Below are 16039 nucleotides of genomic sequence, written 5' to 3' on the forward strand. Positions count from 1 at the left end.
GGAGGGGGGGGGGTTCCGGGTGTTTGTTTTCCCGCTCCCATGGGGTTTGGCCCCCCCCCCCCCCCCGCCCTGCCCCAGCACCTGTTCGCACAGCAGGTGCAGGCTGCGCCAGCCCTCGTCCGGCGGCATCCCGCCGCACAGCGGATGCAGCACCAGGTTCCCCGCCCCGCCCGCGGCCCGGGCGTACGCGACCGCCTCGCCCGGGGTGAGCACCCGGTACACGCCCTCCGCGCGCAGCTCCGCCACGGTCCGCGCGTGCGACCGCACGGCGCTGCGGATCCCCTTCGACTGCCAGGACGCGTACGTGCCCGCCTCGTGCAGGAAGCAGCCGCCGTACTCGGCCCACACCCGGTCCGGCTCCTCGGCGACGTGCAGCAGCGGCGTCTCGGCCGCCGGCATCACGCAGAAGCCCTCCGTGCCGTACTCCGCCAGCCGCGCCGCGTGGTATTCCGCCAGCTCCGGCAGGTGCGCGCTCGGGAAGAACGGCAGCCCGAACCGGGCCGCGCGCCGCGCCGCGGCCCGCGAGCTGCCCCCGACGAGCAGCGGCGGGTGCGGCCGGGTGAAGGGCGCCGGGGTCACCCGCACGGTACGGCCCCGGAAGGCGAACGGCTCGCCCGTCCACGCCGCGAGCAGCGTTTCGAGCAGTTCGTCCTGGAGCCGGCCGCGCCGGCCCCAGTCGACGCCGTGCTGCTCGTACTCCTCGGGCCGGTAGCCGATGCCCGCGACCGTGACGAGCCGGCCGCCGCTCAGCAGGTCGAGGACGGCGATGTCCTCGGCCAGCCGCAGCGGGTCGTGCAGCGGGCCGATGACCGCCGAGACGGTGACGGAGATCCGCCGGGTGGCGCCGAGGACCGCGCCCGCGAACGCCAGCGGCGAGGGCAGCCAGTTGTTGTCGGTGCCGTGGTGCTCCTCGGTCTGGACGGTGTCGACGCCGCGGTCGTCCGCGTACCTCGCCATCTCCAGTGCGGCCCGGTAGCGGGCGGACAGGCTCTCGGGGGTGCCGTTCGGACCGGCGAGGTTGAACCGGACCACGGTGACGGGCATGAGGGAAGTCCCCTTCGCCGGATGCGGGTGGGCGGGCGAAGGGGGACGGTAGCCGACTGGCCGTCAGTTGGACAGGGTTGCGCCGGCCGGACAGGGGCGCCGCTTCTCCACGGCGCCGTCGGCGGACCCGGCAGGCATGCGTGCTCCGATGGGGTGATGTACAGAGAGTCGCCCATCGTCGTCGTTATCGCCTGAAAGGTACAAACGGCGGCGGATTGCCGGAGAGCGGGACGGGCCGGACCCGGCCCGCCGCAGCCGCGGCCCGAGCCGGGATGCCCCGGGCCCGGCGACCGGGTCACGCATACTGAGTTTCGCTATGGACATCCTCATCATTGCTCTACTCATCGCCCTGGTCGCGGTCGTCGTGGCCGGCGGGCTCGTGGTCGGCAGCCGCAAGAAGAAGCAGCTGCCGCCCCCGGCGCCGCCGAGCACGCCGACCATCACTGCCCCGCCCGCCGAACCGCAGGTGGGGGAGGACGCCGCCACGACGGCGGAAGAGCCGCGCCGCACGATCGAGGAGGTCGTACTCCCCGAGGCGGAGGCGGCGGCCCCCGAGGCCCCCGAGGCACCCGTCGTCCCGGCACAGGCTGCGCCCGCACCCGAGATCGAGGTGCCCGAGCCCACCGCCGGCCGCCTGGTCCGGCTCCGCGCACGGCTCGCGCGCTCGCAGAACTCCCTCGGCAAGGGCCTGCTCACGCTGCTGTCCCGCGAGCACCTCGACGAGGACACCTGGGAGGAGATCGAGGAGACCCTCCTCGTCGCCGACGTCGGCGTCGTACCCACGCAGGAGCTGGTCGACCGGCTCCGCGAGCGGGTCCGGGTGCTCGGCACCCGCACCCCGGCCGACCTGCGCGCCCTGCTGCGCGAGGAGCTGCTGACCCTGATCGGCACCGACCTCGACCGGGTCGTGAAGACCGAGAGCGGCACCGAAACGCCCGGCGTCGTGATGGTCGTCGGCGTCAACGGCACCGGCAAGACCACCACCACCGGCAAGCTCGCCCGCGTGCTCGTCGCCGACGGCCGCAGCGTCGTGCTCGGCGCCGCCGACACCTTCCGCGCCGCCGCCGCGGAGCAGCTCCAGACCTGGGGCGAGCGGGTCGGCGCGCGCACCGTGCGCGGCCCCGAGGGCGGCGACCCCGCCTCGATCGCCTTCGACGCGGTCAAGGAGGGCATCGCCGAGGGCGCCGACGTGGTGCTCATCGACACCGCCGGCCGGCTGCACACCAAGACCGGCCTCATGGACGAGCTCGGCAAGGTCAAGCGCGTCGTGGAGAAGCACGGCCCGCTGGACGAGGTCCTGCTCGTCCTCGACGCGACCACCGGGCAGAACGGCCTCACCCAGGCCCGCGTCTTCGCCGAGGTCGTGGACATCACCGGCATCGTGCTCACCAAGCTCGACGGCACCGCCAAGGGCGGCATCGTCGTCGCCGTGCAGCGCGAGCTCGGCGTCCCGGTCAAGCTCGTCGGCCTCGGCGAGGGCCCGGACGACCTGGCGCCCTTCGAGCCGGAGGCCTTCGTCGACGCCCTGATCGGCGACTGAGCCCCGTACGCACGCCGGCGCCCCCGCGTTCCGCCCGGAACGCGGGGGCGCTTGCATGTGAGCCGGGGCCGGCCCCGGCCCCGGATCGCGGGGCGCTACCGCCGCAGCCGGTGGCAGATGTACGCGAGCGTGCCCAGCAGCAGCCGGGCCTGCGGCGGGCCGCCCGCGGAGTCGAGCGCGGGCGGGCGCAGCCAGCCGACGGGGCCGAGCCCGGCGTGGTCGGACGGCGGGGCGGTCACGAAGGCGCCCTGCCCCAGGGCGCGCAGGTCCAGGTCGGCGTCGTCCCAGCCCATCCGGTAGAGCAGCTGCGGCAGCTCGGCCGCCGCGCCGGGGGCCACGAAGAACTGGGCCCGGCCGTCGGGGGTCGCGGTGACCGGCCCGAGCGGCAGGCCCATCCGCTCCAGCCGGACCAGCGCCCGGCGCCCGGCCTCCTGCGACACCTCGATGACATCGAAGCCGCGGCCCGCCGGCAGCAGGACCGCCGCGCCCGGGTACTCGCGCCAGGTCGCCGTGACCTCGTCCAGGGTGGCGCCCGCCCTGATGGTGGGGGCGAGCGGCAGCGGGTGCGCCCCCGGTGCGGGGCAGCCCGCACGGCCGCAGGAGCAGTTGCGGGCAGGTGCCGCGGCCCGGGCGCCGGGGACCACGTCCCAGCCCCACAGCCCGGTGTACTCCGCCACCGCCGTGCACTCCGACGTCCGCCCGCGGCGCCGGGCGCCGGCGCGGAACTCCTTGGTGCTGCGGCTGCTGCCGATCGTGAAGCCCATGCCCATGCCCCCTCCAACGGGTTGGATGCGCCGGTGGTTACGACGTCGGCGGGTGCCGGGGCGGGCCCGGTTTCCGGCGGTACGCCCGGCGCACTCCTCGCCGCGCGCGCCCCGAGCGCACTCCCGTCCAACCGATCGTTCTTGGCTCGCTGTCAAGTGAATCGCGCCTGGCGGGTGGCTTCTCCGAACACGGGGGTGGCGAATGGTGGCGTTTCGGCGATCGGCCTCGCCCCAGGGGTGATCGTAGGATTACTTTCGGTGCACGAACCCGAAAGGCGGACCTGAATGTGGTTATGCCGGAGGCAAGATGTGAGGGACCTGTGAAGGCTCCCGGCGGCGCCCGCCGCCACGGCCAGGGTTTCGTGAGAACGGACTGAGCGGATGGGGGCGTTCCAGTGAGCGGCAACGGCGCAAGCGGAACGAGCGGTGAACCGGACTTCCCGGGCCCGGCCGCCCGCAACGAACAGCTGACTTCCTGGTTCGTGCGCAGCGGCTGGTCCAAGGGCGAACTCGCCCGCCAGGTGAACCGGCGCGCCCGGCAGATGGGCGCCCACCACATCAGCACGGACACCTCCCGGGTCCGCCGCTGGCTCGACGGCGAGCAGCCCCGCGAGCCCGTCCCCCGCATCCTGTCCGAGCTGTTCTCCGAGCGGTTCGGCTCGGTCGTCGCCATCGAGCAGCTCGGCCTGCGCACCGCCCACCAGACGCCCTCCGTCTCCGGCGTCGACCTGCCCTGGGCCGGCCCGCAGACCGTCGAACTGCTCGGCGAGTTCTCCCGCAGCGACCTGATGCTCGCCCGCCGCGGCTTCCTCGGGACCTCCCTCGCCCTCTCCGCCGGCCCCGCCCTCATCGAGCCCATGCAGCGCTGGCTGGTCCCCGTGCCGGCCGCCGACCCGGCCGTCTGCGCGCCCGGCTCCGGCGGCGCGCTGAGCGGCCACCGCCCGCCCCGGCTGTCCGAATCGGAACTCGACCTCCTCGAGTCCACCACCGTGATGTTCCGCCAGTGGGACGCCCAGTGCGGCGGCGGGCTGCGCCGCAAGGCCGTCGTGGGCCAGCTGCACGAGGTCACCGACCTGCTCCAGGAGACCCACCCGGCCCCCGTCATGAAGCGGCTGTTCAAGGTCGCCGCCGAACTCGCCGAACTCGCCGGCTGGATGAGCTACGACGTCGGGCTGCACCCCACCGCGCAGAAGTACTTCGTCCTCGCGCTGCACGCCGCCAAGGAGGCCGGCGACAAGCCGCTCGGCTCGTACATCCTCTCCAACATGAGCCGCCAGATGATCCACCTCGGCCGCCCCGAGGACGCCCTGGAACTCATCCACCTCGCCCAGTACGGCAGCCGCGACTGCGCCGGCCCCCGCACCCAGGCCATGCTGTATGCGATGGAGGCCCGCGCCTACGCCAACATGGGCCAGCCCAGCCGCTGCAAGCGGGCCGTCCGCATGGCCGAGGACACCTTCGGCGACATCGCCTTCGGCGACGAGCCCGAGCCCGACTGGATCCGCTTCTTCACCGAGGCCGAGCTCAACGGCGAGAACTCCCACTCCTACCGCGACCTCGCCTACGTCGCCGGCCGCAGCCCCATGTACGCCTCCCTCGCCGAACCGGTCATGCAGCGGGCCGTCGAACTCTTCGGCAAGGACGAGGTGCACCAGCGCTCCTACGCCCTCAACCTGGTCGGCATGGCCACGGTGCACCTGCTCCAGCGCGAGCCCGAGCAGGCCGTCGTCCTCGTCGACCGGGCCCTCGAAGTGGCCGGAAAGATCCGGTCCGAAAGGGTGAACACCCGGCTGCGGAAGACCGTCGACACCGCCGCCCGTGAGTACGGCGACGTCGGCGACGTGGTCCAGCTCACCGACCGCCTCGCCGCCCGGCTCCCCGAGGCCGCGGAGGCCGTCTGACGGCCCCGACCGGCCGCCCCCCGAGGCCCCGGCCGCGGCAGACACCCCGTGAAGCCCGATCAGGCTCCCCCAGCCAGGACTCCCGGGTGCTGCCGCGGCCGGTCCCCGTGAACCACCCGTTCATGGACGCGTAACACGTCCGACCTCTTCGTCACGGGCGCGAAACATCGAGCGGCGCCGCCGGAAACCGGCCTGCGCGAATCTCATGGCCAATAACCGGCCAGCCCTCAGGTCCCGGGCCCACCCCCGGCCCACCCTGCGCCGCTGCACGTTCCACGATCGCCCGCACGCGAACGTACCGACGACGAGGAGACGCCGATGGCATCAGCCATCACGACCCTCGCGGCAGACGCCCCGACGCTCTCCGCCGCGAACACCGGGTTCATGCTCATCTGCTCCGCCCTGGTCATGCTGATGACCCCGGGACTCGCCTTCTTCTACGGGGGCATGGTCCGCGTCAAGAGCAGCCTCAACATGCTGATGATGAGCTTCATCAGCCTCGGGATCGTCACGATCCTGTGGGTGCTCTACGGCTTCAGCATCGCCTTCGGCGCCGACACCGGCGGAGTCATCGGCTGGTCCCCCGACTACCTCGGCCTCAGCGGCATCGGCATCACCGAGCTGTGGGACGGCTACACCATCCCGGTCTACGTCTTCGCCGTCTTCCAGCTGATGTTCGCCGTCATCACCCCCGCCCTGATCAGCGGCGCCCTCGCCGACCGCGTCAAGTTCAGCGCCTGGGCCCTGTTCACCGCCCTGTGGGCCACCCTCGTCTACTTCCCCGTCGCCCACTGGGTCTGGGCCCCCGGCGGCTGGCTCTTCGACCTCGGCGTGATCGACTTCGCGGGCGGCACCGCCGTCCACATCAACGCGGGCGCCGCCGCCCTCGCCGTCATCCTCGTCATCGGCAAGCGCGTCGGCTTCAAGAAGGACCCGATGCGCCCGCACAGCCTCCCCCTCGTCATGCTCGGCGCCGGCCTGCTGTGGTTCGGCTGGTTCGGCTTCAACGCCGGCTCCTGGCTCGGCAACGACGACGGCGTCGGCGCCGTGATGTTCGTCAACACCCAGGTCGCCACCGCCGCCGCCATGCTCGCCTGGCTCGCCTACGAGAAGCTGCGCCACGGCTCCTTCACCACCCTCGGCGCCGCCTCCGGCGCGGTCGCCGGCCTCGTCGCCATCACCCCCGCCGGCGGCTCCTGCTCCCCGCTCGGCGCGATCGCCATCGGCGCCATCGCCGGCCTGCTGTGCGCCATGGCCGTCGGCCTCAAGTACAAGTTCGGCTACGACGACTCCCTCGACGTCGTCGGCGTCCACCTCGTCGGCGGCATCGCCGGCTCCCTCCTCGTCGGCTTCTTCGCCACCGGCGGGGTCCAGTCCGACGCGGCAGGCCTCTTCTACGGCGGCGGCCTCGAACAGCTCGGCAAGCAGGCCGTGGGCGTCTTCTCCGTCCTCGCCTACTCTCTCGTCGCGTCCGCCGTGCTCGCCCTCCTCCTCGACAAGACGATGGGGATGCGGGTCACCGAGGACGACGAGGTCTCCGGCATCGACCAGGTCGAGCACGCCGAGACCGCCTACGACTTCAGCGGGGCCGGCGGCGGCACCTCCGCCCGGAGCACCGCCCTCACCGCCGCCCCCGCTGCCGCCGCGAGCAAGAAGGTTGACGCATGAAGCTGATCACCGCGATCGTCAAGCCGCACCGGCTGGACGAGATCAAGGACGCCCTCCAGCGGTACGGAGTACAGGGCCTGACCGTCTCCGAGGCCAGCGGCTACGGCCGCCAGCGCGGCCACACCGAGGTCTACCGCGGCGCCGAGTACACCGTGGACCTTGTACCCAAGATCCGCATCGAGGTCGTCGTCGAGGACGACGACGCCGAGTCGGTCATGGAAATCCTGGTGAAGGGCGCCCGCACCGGCAAGATCGGTGACGGCAAGGTGTGGAGCGTCCCCGTGGACGCCCTCATCCGCGTCCGCACCGGCGAGCGCGGCGCCGAAGCGCTCTAGAGGACGGGAGACCCTGGGTGACGAGCGTCGACGCGAACACGGACACCTCCGACCCGGGACCCGGCGGCTACGCCGCGGCCCGGCTGCGACTCCTCCAGGAGGAGTCGCGGTCCGGGCCCTCGCGGCGTTCCGCGCTGGCCGGACTGACCGACGACTGGCTGAACGCCCTGTTCACCACCGCCGCACGGGAGACCGGCGTACGCGGCGCCGCCCTCGTCGCCGTCGGCGGCTACGGACGCGGCGAACTCTCCCCCCGCAGCGACCTCGACCTGCTCCTGCTCCACGACGGCAAGGCCGCCCCCGCCGACCTGGCCCGCCTCGCCGACCGCATCTGGTACCCCGTCTGGGACCTCGGCCTCTCCCTCGACCACTCCGTCCGCACCCCCGGCGAGGCCCGCAAGACCGCCGCCGAGGACCTCAAGGTCCACCTCGGACTGCTCGACGCCCGCCCCGTCGCCGGCGACCTCGGCCTCCTCACCGGCCTGCGCACCTCCGTCCTCGCCGACTGGCGCAACCACGCCCCCAAACGCCTGCCCCGGCTCGACGCCATGTGCCGCGAACGGGCCGACCGGGCCGGCGAACTCCGCTTCCTCCTCGAACCCGACCTCAAGGAAGCCCGCGGCGGCCTCCGCGACATCACCGCCCTGCGCGCCGTCGCCGCCTCCTGGCTCGCCGACGCCCCCCGCGAGGGACTCGCCGACGCCCGCCGCCGGCTGCTCGACGCCCGCGACGCCCTCCACCTCGTCACCGGACGCGCCGGCGACCGGCTCGCCCTCCAGGAACAGGACCAGGTCGCCGCCCGGCTCGGCCTGCTCGACGCGGACGCGCTGCTCCGCGAGGTCTACGAGGCCGCCCGGACCGTCGCCTACGCCGCCGACGTCACCTGGCGCGAGGTCGGCCGCGTCCTGCGCGCCCGCGCCGCCCGGCCCCGGCTGCGCGGACTCCTCGGCACCCGCGCCGCCGCCCCCGAACGGGCCCCGCTCGCCGATGGCGTCGTCGAGTCGGACGGCGAAGCCGTACTCGCCCGGGCCGCCCGCCCCGAACGGGACCCCGTCCTCGCACTGCGCCTCGGCGCGGCCGCCGCCCAGGCCGGACTGCCGGTCTCGCCGCACGCCGTACGCCGCCTCGCCGCCCAGAGCCGGCCGCTGCCGGCGCCCTGGCCCGCGGAGGCCCGCGAACAGCTCCTCACCCTGCTCGGGGCGGGGGAGCCGACGGTCGGGGTCTGGGAGGCCCTGGAGGCCGAGGGCATCGTCTCCGCGCTCCTGCCCGACTGGGAACGGGTCCGCTGCCGGCCGCAGCGCAACCCCGTCCACACCTGGACCGTCGACCGGCACCTCGTGGAGACCGCCGTCCGGGCCTCCGTCATGACCCGCCGCGTCGGCCGCCCCGACCTGCTGCTGATGGCGGCCCTGCTGCACGACATCGGCAAGGGCTGGCCCGGCGACCACGCCGTCGTCGGCGAGACCATCGCCCGCGACACGGCCCTGCGCGTCGGCTTCGGCCCGGCCGACGCCGACGTCCTGGCCACCCTGGTCCGCCACCACCTGCTGCTGGCCGAGACCGCCACCCGGCGCGACCTCGACGACCCCGCGACGGTCCGCTCCGTCGCCGAGGCCGTCGGCACCCCCGGCACCCTGGAACTCCTGCACGCCCTCACCGAGGCCGACGCCCTCGCCACCGGCCCCGCCGCCTGGTCGGCCTGGCGGGCCTCCCTCGTGGCCGACCTGGTCCGGCGGGTCGCGGCCGTCCTCGGCGGGGCCCCCGTACCCGGGCAGTCCGACCCGGCGCCCTCCACCGAGGAGGAGCGGCTCGCGGTGGAGGCCCTGCGGACCGGGGAGCCCGTCCTGGCACTGCACGCCCGGCACGAGGAGGACGCCGTCGGGGTGGAGCTGGCCGTCGCCGTCCCCGACCAGCCGGGCGTGCTCCCCGCCGTGGCCGGGGTCCTCGCCCTGCACCGGCTCACCGTCCGCGCCGCCGACCTGCGCGCGCTGGAACTCCCCGACCACCTCGGCGAGGTCCTCGTGCTCCGCTGGCGGGTGGCCGCCGAGTACGGCTCCCTGCCCGAGGCCGCCCGGCTCCGGACCGACCTGATCCGGGCCCTGGACGGCTCCCTCGACGTCTCCGCGAAGCTCGCCGAGCGGGAGGCGGCGTACCCGCGGCGCCGCGGGGTGGTCCCGCCGCCGCCCCGGGTCACCGTGGTCCCGGAGGTCTCCTCCCTGGCCACGGTCCTGGAGGTGCGGGCCCCCGACGGGGTGGGGCTGCTGCACCGCATCGGCCGCGCGTTGGAGGGGGCCGGGGTACGCGTCCGCAGCGCGCACGTCTCGACGCTGGGCGCCAACGCGGTGGACTCGCTGTACGTCACGTCGGCCGAGGGCAAACCCCTCGACCCGGCCGACGCGGCCGCCGTGGCCGACGCCCTCACCGCCGCCCTGGCGTAGCCCCGCCGTCGGCTGCCGCCGGTCGCTGCGCGGAACCGCTCCCCAGCCCCGCCCCTTCCCGAAACCGGGGGGCTCCGCCCCGGACCCCCGCGCCGCAAGCGCCGGCGGGGCTGTTTCCGGCCCGCGCGGCGTTTGAGCGCACCCGTTCGGGGGCGGAGCCCGGTTTCGGGAAGGGGCGGGTGGGGGAGGAAAACCGCCCGCAGGGCCGGGCAGGCGGCCGGGACCGATACCCTGGGGTACGACCACACCGCCCCCGACCCGAGGAATCGCGACCACCGTGTTCGATACGCTTTCCGACCGCCTCAGCGCGACCTTCAAGTCCCTCAGGGGCAAGGGCCGCCTCTCCGAGCAGGACATCGACGCGGCGGCCCGGGAAATCCGTATCGCCCTCCTCGAGGCCGACGTCGCCCTCCCGGTCGTCCGCTCCTTCATCGCGAACGTCAAGGAGCGCGCCCGCGGCGCGGAGGTCTCCAAGGCGCTCAACCCGGGCCAGCAGGTCCTCAAGATCGTCAATGACGAGCTGGTCTCGATCCTCGGCGGCGAGACCCGCCGCCTGCGGTTCGCCAAGACCGCTCCGACCGTGATCATGCTCGCCGGTCTCCAGGGTGCCGGTAAGACCACCCTCGCCGGAAAGCTCGGCTTCTGGCTGAAGGGCCAGGGCCACACCCCGCTGCTCGTCGCCTGCGACCTCCAGCGCCCCAACGCCGTCAACCAGCTGAGCATCGTCGCCGAGCGCGCCGGTGTCGGCTTCTACGGGCCGCAGCCCGGCAACGGTGTCGGCGACCCGGTCCAGGTCGCGAAGGACTCCATCGAGTACGCGCGCACCAAGCAGCACGACATCGTCATCGTCGACACCGCCGGCCGCCTCGGTATCGACGCCGAGATGATGCAGCAGGCCGCGGACATCCGCGACGCCGTCAGCCCCGACGAGATTCTTTTCGTCGTCGACGCGATGATCGGTCAGGACGCGGTCAACACCGCCGAGGCCTTCCGCGACGGCGTCGGCTTCGACGGCGTCGTGCTCTCCAAGCTCGACGGCGACGCCCGCGGCGGTGCCGCGCTCTCCATCGCGCACGTCACCGGCAAGCAGATCATGTTCGCCTCGAACGGCGAGAAGCTCGACGACTTCGACGCCTTCCACCCCGACCGCATGGCGGGCCGGATCCTCGACATGGGTGACATGCTCACCCTCATCGAGCAGGCCGAGAAGACGTTCTCGCAGGCCGAGGCCGAGAAGATGGCGGCCAAGCTCGCCAAGGGGCCGAAGGAGTTCACGCTCGACGACTTCCTCGCCCAGATGGAGCAGGTCCGCAAGATGGGCTCCATCTCCAAGCTCCTCGGCATGCTGCCGGGCATGGGCCAGATCAAGGACCAGATCAACAACATCGACGAGCGCGACGTCGACCGCACCGCCGCGATCATCAAGTCGATGACCCCGGCCGAGCGCCAGGACCCGACGATCATCAACGGCTCCCGCCGCGCCCGTATCGCCAAGGGCTCCGGCACCGAGGTCAGCGCCGTCAAGAACCTGGTCGAGCGGTTCTTCGACGCCCGCAAGATGATGTCCCGCATGGCTCAGGGCGGCGGGATGCCCGGCATGCCCGGCATCCCGGGGATGGGCGGCGGCCCCGGCCGGCAGAAGAAGCAGGTCAAGCAGGCCAAGGGCAAGCGCAAGAGCGGCAACCCGATGAAGCGGAAGGCCGAGGAGGCCGCCGCTGCCGCCCGCCGCGAGCAGGGTCCCCAGGCCATCGAGCCGGCCCCCGGCACCAGCCCCTTCGGGCTCCCGGCGGGAGGCCGGCCGGGCCAGGACTTCGATCTGCCGGACGAGTTCAAGAAGTTCATGAAGTAGGCGCGCAGCCAGACGTGTGGGGCCCCGGCCGCGGGATGCGGCCGGGGCCCCTGCGTGTGCGTACGACGGCGCGGACGTCCGGAAGCCGTGGTCCGGAATATCCTTTATGGTCGGCCGGGGGGACGGCAGTAAGGAGGCCACGGTGCCCAGCCCCACTCCCGCACCGCCCCGCGACCGGGCCGACACCCCCTGGCGGTCCGAGGGCGCGCCGCCCACCCCGCCACCGAAGAAGCGGATGCCCGGCGGCTGGCGCGGGCTGATCCTCGCCGCCCTGATCGTCTTCCTGGCGACCAACCTGGTGCTGTCGTTCTTCAACGAGGGCGACGAGCCGACGATCTCGTACACCGAGTTCAGCAAGCAGGTCGCGGCCGGGAACGTCTCGAAGATCTACTCCAAGGGCGACGCCATCCAGGGCCAGCTCAAGGCGAAGCAGCCGCTCCCGGAGGAGGGCGGCGAGGACAAGGGCGACTACACGAAGTTCGTCACCCAGCGGCCCGCCTTCGCCGAGGACGACCTGTGGGCCAACCTCACCAAGCAGAACGTGAACGTGACGGCCTCCCCGGTCGTCGTGCAGCGCAGCTTCCTCGCCAACCTGCTGCTCTCGCTCGCCCCCATGCTGCTGCTGGTCCTGCTGTGGGTGTTCATCGCCCGCCGGATGGGCTCGGCGATGGGCGGCGGCCTCGGCGCGCTGGGCCGCAAGGCGCCGCCCCGGCCCGTGGAGCTGGAGGCGGGTGCGAAGCGCACCACCTTCGATGACGTGGCGGGCATCGACGAGGTCGCGGGCGAGCTGAACGACGTCGTCGACTTCCTCAAGGACCCGCAGCGGTACCTCAGGATGGGCGCCCGGATGCCGGGCGGGGTCCTCCTCTCGGGCCTGCCCGGAACGGGCAAGACCCTGCTGGCGCGCGCGGTCGCCGGCGAGGCGGGCGTGCCGTTCTTCTCCGCGTCGGCCTCCGAGTTCATCGAGATGATCGTCGGGGTGGGCGCCTCTCGGGTCCGGGAGCTGTTCGCCGAGGCGCGCAAGGTCGCCCCCGCGATCATCTTCATCGACGAGATCGACACCATCGGCCGGGCGCGGGGCGCCGGCGGCGGCCTCGGCGGCCACGACGAGCGCGAGCAGACCCTCAACCAGATCCTGACCGAGATGGACGGCTTCTCCGGCTCGGAGGGCGTGGTCGTGATCGCCGCGACCAACCGGGCCGACGTGCTGGACCCGGCCCTCACCCGCCCCGGCCGCTTCGACCGCACGGTGACGGTCTCCCCGCCCGACAAGAGCGGCCGCGAGGCGATCCTGCGGATCCACACCCGCGAGATCCCGCTCGCCCCCGACGTGGACCTGGAGCACGTGGCCGCCACGACGCCCGGCATGACCGGCGCCGAGCTCGCCAACCTCGCCAACGAGGCGGCGCTGCTGGCGGTCAAGCGGGAGCGGGAGGCGGTCACCCGGGCCGACCTGTCCGAGGCCCTGGAGAAGGTGCAGCTGGGCGCGGAGCGGCCGCTGGTCATGCCGCAGGAGGAGCGCCGCCGGACCGCGTACCACGAGAGCGGGCACGCCCTGCTCGGCATGCTCCAGCCGGGCGCCGACCCGGTCCGCAAGATCACGATCGTGCCGCGCGGCCGGGCGCTCGGCGTCACCCTGTCCACGCCGGAGGCGGACCGCTACGCCTACACCGAGGAGTACCTGCGCGGCCGGATCATCGGGGCGCTGGGCGGCATGGCGGCCGAGCACACCGTGTACGACGTGGTCACCACGGGGTCCGAAAACGACCTGGAACAGGTCACCGGCATCGTCCGCGGCATGGTCGGCCGGTGGGGCATGAGCGAGCGCATCGGCCGGCTCACCGCGATCCCGTCGGACCCGCAGAGCCCGTACGGCCTGGTGGCGGCCCCGTCCACGCTCGACGCGGTGGACCACGAGATGCGGCGGATCGTGGACGAGTGCTACCTGGAGGCCTGCCGCCTGCTGCGCGAGCACCGGCCGAAACTCGACGCCCTCGCCGAGGCCCTCCTGGAGAACGAGACCCTGGACGAGGCCGCCGCGTACGCCACGGCCGGCATCCCGCGCCTGGCGAAGTGACCGCCGCGGCCGTCGCCGGCCGCGGCCCTCGCCGCAGGGGGATGCGCGCGCGGTCAGGGCACGCGGGCGATCACGTAGCGGAAGATGTTCGGCAGCCAGACGGCGCCGTCGGCCCGCTCGTACGGGTGAAGCGCCTCCGCCAGCTCCTTCTCGACCTGCGCCGGGTCGCACGAGCGGTCGTACAGGCCGGTCGAGAGCAGGCCGCGCACCGCGCTGTCCGCGTCGGCGTACCCGAAGGGGCAGAACACCCTCCCCGACCCGTCGGGGACCAGCCCGGCCCCTGCCGCCAGCGCATCCAGGTCCTGCGGGACCGGCCCGCAGCCGTGCACCGCCGGCACGGTGCAGCGCTCCGCCGGGCCCCAGCCGGCCAGGACCACCGCCCCGCCGCGCCGGACGGCCGGCAGGGCCGCGGCCAGCGCCGCCCGGGGGGTCGAGAAGCCGAACAGCACGTCGTACGGCCGGGCGCCCGCCGGCGGGGCCGCCGCGACCTCCAGCAGGCGTTCGCGCGCCAGCGCCCGCCGGGCCGGGTCCGCCTCCACGCCCGTGGTGGCGGCTCCCCGCCCCTCGGCCAGCAGCAGGGCCAGCCCGGCCCCGCAGTCCAGGCCGAGCAGCCGGTCGCCCGGCCCGATCTCCAGCCGGTCGAAGACCGCCTCGTACAGCGGTACGAGCATCCGCTCCTGGATCTCCGCCCAGTCCCGGGCGGCGAGTGTCGGCGTCGGCGTCGGTGTCATCGAAAGAGCGCTCCTGATTCCTTGTCGCCCCCTTGCCCCCGTTGCCAGAGAACTCCCCCTTCGCCCCCGCGTCCAGAGGAGCGCGCCACCCGATTCACGGATCGGGGGCCCGGCGCCGTACCATTCGCGCCATGGCAAAGGCTCCCGTTCTCACCCCCCAGGCGGAGGACTTCCCCCGCTGGTACCAGGATCTGATCAACAAGGCCGAACTGGCCGACAACGGCCCAGTGCGCGGCACGATGGTCATCCGACCGTACGGCTACGGGCTGTGGGAGCGGATGCAGCAGGAGATGGACGCCCGCATCAAGGAGTCGGGCGCCCAGAACGCGTACTTCCCGATGTTCATCCCGCAGGCCTACCTGACCAAGGAGGCCGAGCACGTCGAGGGCTTCGCCCCCGAGCTCGCGGTCGTCACCCACGGCGGCGGCAAGGAGCTGGAGGAGCCGGTCGTCGTCCGCCCCACCTCCGAGACGATCATCAACGACTACTTCTCGAAGTGGGTGCAGAGCTACCGCGACCTGCCCCTGCTGATCAACCAGTGGGCCAACGTGGTCCGCTGGGAGATGCGCCCCCGCATCTTCCTCCGGACCAGTGAATTCCTCTGGCAGGAGGGCCACACCGCCCACGCCACGTACGAGGACGCCCGGGACTACGCCGCGTACATCCACCGGAACGTGTACGGCGACTTCATGACCAACGTGCTCGGCATCGACGTCGTGCTCGGCCGCAAGACCCCCAAGGAGCGCTTCGCCGGCGCCATCAACACCCTCACCCTCGAGGGCATGATGGGCGACGGCAAGGCCCTCCAGATGGGCACCAGCCACGAGCTCGGCCAGAACTTCGCCAAGGCGTTCCACACCTCCTACCTGTCCAAGGAGGGCAAGCAGGAGCTGGTCTGGCAGACCTCCTGGGGCGTCTCCACCCGCATGGTCGGCGGTCTGATCATGTCCCACGGCGACGACAACGGCCTGCGGGTCCCGCCGCGCCTGGCCCACGTCCAGGTCGTCGTCATGGCGATCAAGGGCGACGAGGCCGTGGCCAAGGTCCGCGAGCTGGGCGACCGCCTGAAGGCCATCGGCCTGCGGGTCCAGGTCGATGACCGCGTCGACGTCCCGTTCGGCCGCCGCGCCGTGGACTGGGAGCTCAAGGGCGTGCCCGTCCGCATCGAGATCGGCCCCCGCGACCTGGAGGCCGGCACCGCGATGCTGGCCCGCCGGATCCCGGGCGGCAAGGAGCCGGTGCAGATCGACGCCCTGGCGGACCTGCTGCCCAAGGTGCTGGAGGAGGACCAGGCGCAGCTGCTGCGCGAGTCCCGCGAGCGCCGCGAGTCCCGCACCACCGACGTGGCCACCCTCGAGGAGGCCGCCGAGGTCGCCGTCGCCGGCGGCTGGGCGCGGATCCCGTGGGACGTGCTGGGCCCGGAGGGCGAGGCCAAGCTGGGCGAGCAGGCCGTGACGGTCCGCTGCCTGGTCGCCGAGGACGGGTCGGTTCCGGAGTCGGACGACGCGCCCGGTACGCTCGCCATCGTCGCGCGCTCGTACTGAGCGCCGACCGGTGGTCGACGCAGGGTGATTGACTGACGCGCCCCGGGGGGGGGGGGGGGGGGGGGGGGGGGGGGGGGGGGGGTGGGGGGGGGGGGGGGGGGGGGGCCGCCCCGGGAGGGGGGGGACCACCTCCTCCTGGGGAAACCGA

The 16039-nt window shown here is 73.6% G+C and carries 11 protein-coding genes; 8 read left to right on the forward strand and 3 right to left on the reverse strand.

Annotation, left to right across the window (positions count from 1 at the left end; genetic code table 11):
* Nucleotides 1-1044: LLM class flavin-dependent oxidoreductase (locus AC068A_RS25925; RefSeq protein ID WP_478588646.1), on the reverse strand; the 1044-nt coding region annotated here is incomplete at its 3' end.
* A 316-nt stretch (nt 1045-1360) separates the two neighbouring features.
* On the opposite strand from AC068A_RS25925, the gene ftsY reads away from it, so the two are divergent.
* Nucleotides 1361-2584: a signal recognition particle-docking protein FtsY gene (gene ftsY, locus AC068A_RS25930; protein WP_478588647.1), complete on the forward strand. Its 1224-nt coding sequence runs from the start codon at nt 1361-1363 to the stop codon at nt 2582-2584.
* A 95-nt stretch (nt 2585-2679) separates the two neighbouring features.
* Here the strand turns inward: ftsY and AC068A_RS25935 are convergent, their stop codons facing one another.
* Nucleotides 2680-3348, reverse strand: a complete 669-nt coding sequence (locus tag AC068A_RS25935; RefSeq protein WP_478588648.1) for a bifunctional DNA primase/polymerase — start codon at nt 3346-3348, stop codon at nt 2680-2682.
* A 395-nt stretch (nt 3349-3743) separates the two neighbouring features.
* Here AC068A_RS25935 and nsdA point away from each other — a divergent pair, with 395 nt between their 5' ends.
* The 6 genes from nsdA (at nt 3744) to ftsH (ending at nt 13616) form a co-directional block, all read left to right on the forward strand.
* Nucleotides 3744-5249, forward strand: coding sequence for a transcriptional repressor NsdA (gene nsdA, locus AC068A_RS25940; protein WP_478588649.1), 1506 nt, complete (start codon nt 3744-3746; stop codon nt 5247-5249).
* 318 nt (nt 5250-5567) lie between these two features.
* Entirely contained in the window at nt 5568-6917 is a 1350-nt protein-coding gene (locus tag AC068A_RS25945; protein WP_478588650.1) for an ammonium transporter, read from the forward strand.
* Nucleotides 6914-7252, forward strand: coding sequence for a P-II family nitrogen regulator (locus AC068A_RS25950; protein WP_179176219.1), 339 nt, complete (start codon nt 6914-6916; stop codon nt 7250-7252). Before AC068A_RS25945 ends, AC068A_RS25950 begins: the two co-directional genes overlap by 4 nt.
* A 17-nt stretch (nt 7253-7269) precedes the next feature.
* Nucleotides 7270-9690: a [protein-PII] uridylyltransferase gene (locus AC068A_RS25955; RefSeq protein WP_478588651.1), complete on the forward strand. Its 2421-nt coding sequence runs from the start codon at nt 7270-7272 to the stop codon at nt 9688-9690.
* Nucleotides 9691-9967: 277 nt separating this feature from the next.
* Nucleotides 9968-11539 (forward strand): signal recognition particle protein, encoded by a 1572-nt coding sequence (gene ffh, locus AC068A_RS25960; RefSeq protein ID WP_478588652.1) that lies wholly within the window; start codon nt 9968-9970, stop codon nt 11537-11539.
* A 106-nt stretch (nt 11540-11645) separates the two neighbouring features.
* On the forward strand, nt 11646-13616 hold the full coding sequence (gene ftsH / locus AC068A_RS25965) for an ATP-dependent zinc metalloprotease FtsH (RefSeq protein WP_478588653.1): 1971 nt from the start codon (nt 11646-11648) through the stop codon (nt 13614-13616).
* 53 nt (nt 13617-13669) lie between these two features.
* On the opposite strand, the gene AC068A_RS25970 is transcribed toward ftsH, so the two are convergent.
* Nucleotides 13670-14347, reverse strand: a complete 678-nt coding sequence (locus AC068A_RS25970) for an SAM-dependent methyltransferase (RefSeq protein WP_478588654.1) — start codon at nt 14345-14347, stop codon at nt 13670-13672.
* A gap of 131 nt (nt 14348-14478) precedes the next feature.
* On the opposite strand from AC068A_RS25970, the gene proS reads away from it, so the two are divergent.
* On the forward strand, nt 14479-15891 hold the full coding sequence (gene proS, locus AC068A_RS25975) for a proline--tRNA ligase (protein ID WP_478588655.1): 1413 nt from the start codon (nt 14479-14481) through the stop codon (nt 15889-15891).
* Nucleotides 15892-16039: the final 148 nt, after the last annotated feature.

Source organism: Streptomyces sp. NPDC043854 (genome assembly GCF_056436005.1).

Bases quoted from the DNA above. Each gene is read 5' to 3' on its own strand.
- ftsH (WP_478588653.1), top strand. From the start codon at position 11,646: ATGGTCGGCCGGGGGGACGGCAGTAAGGAGGCCACGGTGCCCAGCCCC.
- AC068A_RS25950 (WP_179176219.1), top strand. From the start codon at position 6,914: ATGAAGCTGATCACCGCGATCGTCAAGCCGCACCGGCTGGACGAGATC.
- AC068A_RS25945 (WP_478588650.1), top strand. From the start codon at position 5,568: ATGGCATCAGCCATCACGACCCTCGCGGCAGACGCCCCGACGCTCTCC.
- AC068A_RS25935 (WP_478588648.1), bottom strand. From the start codon at position 3,348: ATGGGCTTCACGATCGGCAGCAGCCGCAGCACCAAGGAGTTCCGCGCC.
- AC068A_RS25970 (WP_478588654.1), bottom strand. From the start codon at position 14,347: ATGACACCGACGCCGACGCCGACACTCGCCGCCCGGGACTGGGCGGAG.
- proS (WP_478588655.1), top strand. From the start codon at position 14,479: ATGGCAAAGGCTCCCGTTCTCACCCCCCAGGCGGAGGACTTCCCCCGC.
- ftsY (WP_478588647.1), top strand. From the start codon at position 1,361: ATGGACATCCTCATCATTGCTCTACTCATCGCCCTGGTCGCGGTCGTC.